The sequence below is a fragment of the Winogradskyella sp. genome, from assembly GCF_013213975.1.
GTDB lineage: Bacteria > Bacteroidota > Bacteroidia > Flavobacteriales > Flavobacteriaceae > Winogradskyella.
Window position 1 is genome coordinate 1 of record NZ_JABSST010000126.1, and the last position, 4811, is coordinate 4811.

Consider the following 4811-nt stretch of genomic DNA (forward strand, 5'->3'; position numbering starts at 1 on the left):
TTGGAGCTATAAGCTGTGGTGTTGGCTCTACTATGAGTTCTAAAGGGACTATCGTCGCACAGTTTGTAGCTATGGTAGAACTCTCTACCCTAGCATATATGATAATAGGTGGATCACTATCACCATCATCTGCCACAATATTAGTGTATGGTACTGAGGTGTCTATAGCATCTGCATTGTTATCTGCATTGGCAAAGGTCTCATGGTAAGTTACCGTTAGTCCTGCTGCACCTCCTGTAATCTCATTATCGGCATCCGTTAATGTAAAGACCCCAAAACCATCATTGTCTGGATCACAATAGCGTAATGGCATCGGCATATTAGCTACTGGCGCTTGCTCAACCACTAAATCTAAAGTGGTCGTTGTAAAACACCCTGTAATCTCATCCTCACCTCGTACAAATATCGTCTGTGGATTAGAAATGTTTGTATAAGGTATTGCCAACGGATTTACCTCATCATCTGCATCGGCCTGAGATAGATAATAACTCACTGAGTATTGTGGATTATTACCCGTTATCTCAAAGTCCTTTATACTTAAATCTATCGATGTTAATCCATCTGGTGTGCCATCATCACAAACCTCTAAAGGCGTTGGTGCTACTAAAGAAGGTAAGGGATTCGCTGTAAATTCTACTATACTACTATTTGGACATGCACCATTAGTAACATATTCAATAGTATAGGTCTCACCTGGTGTACCATTGGAAACAACTCCAGTATTAGCATCAATAACAGCAGCATCAGTAGGTGGAATATTAAAAGTAAAAGTTCCGCCTAAGACACCTGACGGATTTGGAATTCCACCATCACATGTGGGATCGACTGAGAAACTAGCATCGTCCTCAGGTAGAACACTAAACGTTACCACTTCTGTATCAGAACAAATTCCTGAAGTTGAATAAACAATAGAATATGTAGCACCCGGCGTACCGTCCATGACCTCACCTGAAATAGGATCAATTACAGCAGCGTCTGCTGGCAATACATCAAAACTAAATGTTCCTCCAGGTGTAGCTAATGGTAAATCAACAGTTGCACCATCACATGTTGCAGTAACTGAAAAAGAAGCATCATCAGAAAGGTTAACAGTAACTGTTTCTGTCGATGTTTGCGGACATGCTCCTCCCGTTGTGTAATTTACAGTGTAGGTCGTACCTGAAATTCCGTTAGTAATTGTTCCAGTTGCTGGATCAATGACTGCACCATCTCCTAGATCAGGATTTAGTGTAAAGGTACCACCTAAATCTCCAGTGATGTTAGCCGTTGCACCATCACAAGTTGGATTTAATGAAAAAGTTGGATCATCTAATTCTAACACCGTTAGATCTTGAGTACTCGTTGAAGGACAGACACCTGATGTTACATACTGAACGGTATATGTTGTACCTGGAGTTGCATCAGTTACCTCTCCCGATATAGGATCAATTGAAGCTGTATCAGCAGGAACTGGATTAAAACTAAAAGTACCTCCTGGTGTAATGATTGGTGTATCAACACTACCTCCATCACATGAAGCTGTAATTGAAAAAGAAGCATCATCTGTTTCAAGAACATTGAAAGTCTGTAACGAGGTTGTAGGACAAGTTCCTGTTGTAGTTTACTCTATTGTATAGGATGCACCAGATGTTCCCCCCGTAACTTCGCCAGTTATTGGATTTATAATAGTACCATCTGTTGGCGCGGGATTAAACGTAAAAGTACCACCTGGAGTTAGAATAGGAGTATTCACAGTTGCTCCATCACACGTTGGCGTAACATCAAAAGAAGCATCATCTCTTGGATTTACTATTAATAGAAACTCAGGATTTACCGATGCATTGTAACAAGAAGAATCACCAGCACTTTCAACCCTAACATATATTGGTTGAGGGTTGCTAGTATTTGTGTAAAGAAGTGGTAATACACCAGCACCAGCATCCGCATCAGCAAAACTTAAATGGTATGTTACATTAAAATCTGTACTAGATTGCGGACCTAAAATACCTAAAGTCTGTAACTCTAAATTAAACTCTTCAAATTCGTCATTTGATAGGTCATCACAAGTCTCGATGTCTAAAACAGAATTTATATCGGGCTGACCAGATACATTTAGTGTAAACGGTAATACTTCGTAGCATCCAGAGTCTAAATATTCTACTCTAATGTGGATAGTCTCACCGTCCGTTCCAGAATAATTTGTTAAACCGGTTATGGCACCAACATCCGCATCGGCATCGGCCTGTGAGTTATGATAAGTCACCACTAAATCAGTTGCGTTAGGAGCACTTGCTAATACAACCGAGGTATTAGAATCTAGATTAAAAATGTAAGGTGGAGCACCAGTATCACAAACAAATAGGTTACTTGGGACTTCAGTAATTAACTCGGGTAATACATCGATACATACCTCTTCAGTATATTCACAACCAAAATCATCTGTAACTCTATAAGTATAACAATATTGCCCTTCTGCTGTAGGCTCAACCGTAATCACATTTCCAGTAGTATTTGTGATTGTTGGATCTGGATCCCAACCTTCAGAAGTTATGGTTGGAGTAAATGACAACTCTGGTGGCTGTATAGCCGGATCAAAATTCAAGAACCACTCGAAGATATAACCATTATCAATAGAGAGGTTATCTACTATTCGTATTGTCCAATCTCCATTCAACGGACTACCAACCAAGCCTGCAAAACTCTCAACTGGTAAATAAGTACCCGGAACCCATGAGTTACCAGGAGGATTAGTCCCGTTAATTTCTGTAGGTGCATTAGCTAATAATGTTGTCGCAGACATAGAAAAACAATATTGTTCTCCTGTTCCCGGAACAGTTGAATTATCATCATTGGCACCACCCCAATAAGTTCCACCACCCGCTTGTTCAAATAATTGAATCTCTTGGCCATGCGGACTTTGGATAAAAATATCTAAATCCCCCGAATAAGAATGCTCGATATTAATACAAACTTCAATTAATTGATTAGGGTCAGTTAATGTTTGAGCGGAGTCAAAGCAATCTACTGGGATTGAGGTTGTATATTGTGCGCCAGAACCATCAGGTAAAAATGTCGTATCAGCAACTGGTGGTGTACAATCATTAATAAATTCAACAGGATTTACAACCCCTTCAATCGTCGTAGAACCACCAAAACAAATCACAGGATTAGCAGCTTGTGTTCCAGTAAAATCCGGTTCGGTTGCTACTTGAATGACTTGATTTATGAGATTATTGTTGGTACATCCTAAAGGATCAATCGAGGTGTTTGCATCTCTAATATTTAAATTCACGATATATACACCTGGATTTGGATAAGAAAAAGTGGCGGTTTGTCCTGCAACTGTATTACCGTCGCCTAAATCCCACTCATATGTTGCACCAGTTCCATCAACAGAGAATGTTCCACTACCTGTAAGTGTAATGTCTTCATTGGGGCAGACTCTAATATAGCCATCCCCATTTGGTGTCGGTGATGCTGAATCAATTTGTGAATTGATGACTTGACAAGGAGTTAAACAGGATATATCAGCAGCCCAACCCGATGTATTACCACCTGCGTCAGAAACAAATTCTATCGTTAAACAACCAGAGGTGTTATCTTGTGTAGCTTGTACTAACCCAGGACTATCAACACCTGAAAATGTACCAAAAGGAGGAGCAGCAACTGAATCACCGTTATAAATGGTCATAACATCTAAATTTAACTGCGTGCTAAATTCCGTAAAGTTTAGTATTACCTTTTGACCAGGATTATCAGGGCAGATTGTGAGTACTAAATTTTCATCATTAGAATAATTTCCGAATTCACCACCCGAATCGTAAAAAACACCGCCACATTGATTTACAGTACCTGTTTGCATATTCACATCTTGAGCAATTAAGACAGATGTGAACGCAACTAAAAAAATTGTAATTATAGACTTCATACTGTAAATTTTATTGATGTTGGGACTTTATAATAATATAGTAATTGGTATTATCTACCTGATACATCGAAGCACTCGCTGAGTAAAATGCAAAACTATATTTAAGAGGATTGAACTCCTTAGGATTAAAATTGTCATCACGCTTTAATTCTGGTGCAAATTTTTTGAAAAGTGGCACCTCAGATAAATTTGGACATTCTTTAATTTCATTTTTATCTGTAATCTTTTTAATAACAACTCTATTCCTAAGTATTTGCTTAAAACCTCTCAGTCTATTTTCATTATTAAAAATATATTTATCGGCATATTCGCCATACACCTCCGTAATTTGAGACCTTTCTTTCGAAGTTAAAGGCAACTTAACATTGTCCTCAAATTTTGCTAATGGAAGGGGTTTCTTGCGTACCTTATGCTGCCCAGAAATACACATAGGCAAAAGAATCACAATTAAAATTGTAAATAGTTTGTTCATGGCTTAACCGTTAGTTTTAGAGTTTCGAAAATTAAGAAAATTTTATAAAAACCGTTGTTAATTCGTCAATGTAATTGGTATTTAAACGGTTTTACTTATAGAACAAGTATAATTCTAAAATTCCTACCTCTTGAGTACTATTTTTATTACGTATCTTTGCCGTCTCTTTTAAGAGATTGATTAATAATATTATTGACTATGAAAATCGAAAATGATTTTAACGATATAGATGCAATCGGTGACGATCACATTGGATCATCAAGTGATACTCCGATGCGTGAAGATGCTTTTGAATTAACTGATGAAGAAAAGATAGATATTATCAAAGACGACGTTAGGCATATTTTACAAACACTAGGTTTAGACTTAAAAGATGATAGTTTAAGTGGTACACCAAAGCGTGTTGCCAAAATGTTTGTAAATGAGATTTTT

General features: G+C 37.9%; 3 protein-coding genes and 2 pseudogenes. 2 read left to right on the forward strand and 3 right to left on the reverse strand.

What is annotated here, in order from left to right; genetic code table 11:
* Positions 1 to 1321, reverse strand: a pseudogene (locus HRU49_RS13965) (hypothetical protein); the annotation flags it as partial.
* A gap of 160 nt (positions 1322 to 1481) precedes the next feature.
* Between HRU49_RS13965 and HRU49_RS13970 the strand changes: the two are divergent.
* Positions 1482 to 1616, forward strand: coding sequence for a hypothetical protein (locus HRU49_RS13970; protein WP_296358222.1), 135 nt, complete (start codon positions 1482 to 1484; stop codon positions 1614 to 1616).
* Here the strand turns inward: HRU49_RS13970 and HRU49_RS13975 are convergent.
* Positions 1601 to 3907, reverse strand: a complete 2307-nt coding sequence (locus HRU49_RS13975) for a PKD domain-containing protein (RefSeq protein WP_296358224.1) — start codon at positions 3905 to 3907, stop codon at positions 1601 to 1603. The two genes, HRU49_RS13970 and HRU49_RS13975, sit on opposite strands and share 16 nt — an antisense overlap.
* A 10-nt stretch (positions 3908 to 3917) precedes the next feature.
* On the reverse strand, positions 3918 to 4379 hold the full coding sequence (locus HRU49_RS13980; protein ID WP_296358226.1) for a hypothetical protein: 462 nt from the start codon (positions 4377 to 4379) through the stop codon (positions 3918 to 3920).
* 198 nt (positions 4380 to 4577) lie between these two features.
* Between HRU49_RS13980 and HRU49_RS13985 the strand changes: the two are divergent.
* Positions 4578 to 4811: pseudogene (locus HRU49_RS13985) on the forward strand (GTP cyclohydrolase I); the annotation flags it as partial.

Coding starts and splice junctions, on each gene's coding strand:
- HRU49_RS13970 (WP_296358222.1), top strand. CDS start 1,482: ATGATTGGTGTATCAACACTACCTCCATCACATGAAGCTGTAATTGAA.
- HRU49_RS13975 (WP_296358224.1), bottom strand. CDS start 3,907: ATGAAGTCTATAATTACAATTTTTTTAGTTGCGTTCACATCTGTCTTA.
- HRU49_RS13980 (WP_296358226.1), bottom strand. CDS start 4,379: ATGAACAAACTATTTACAATTTTAATTGTGATTCTTTTGCCTATGTGT.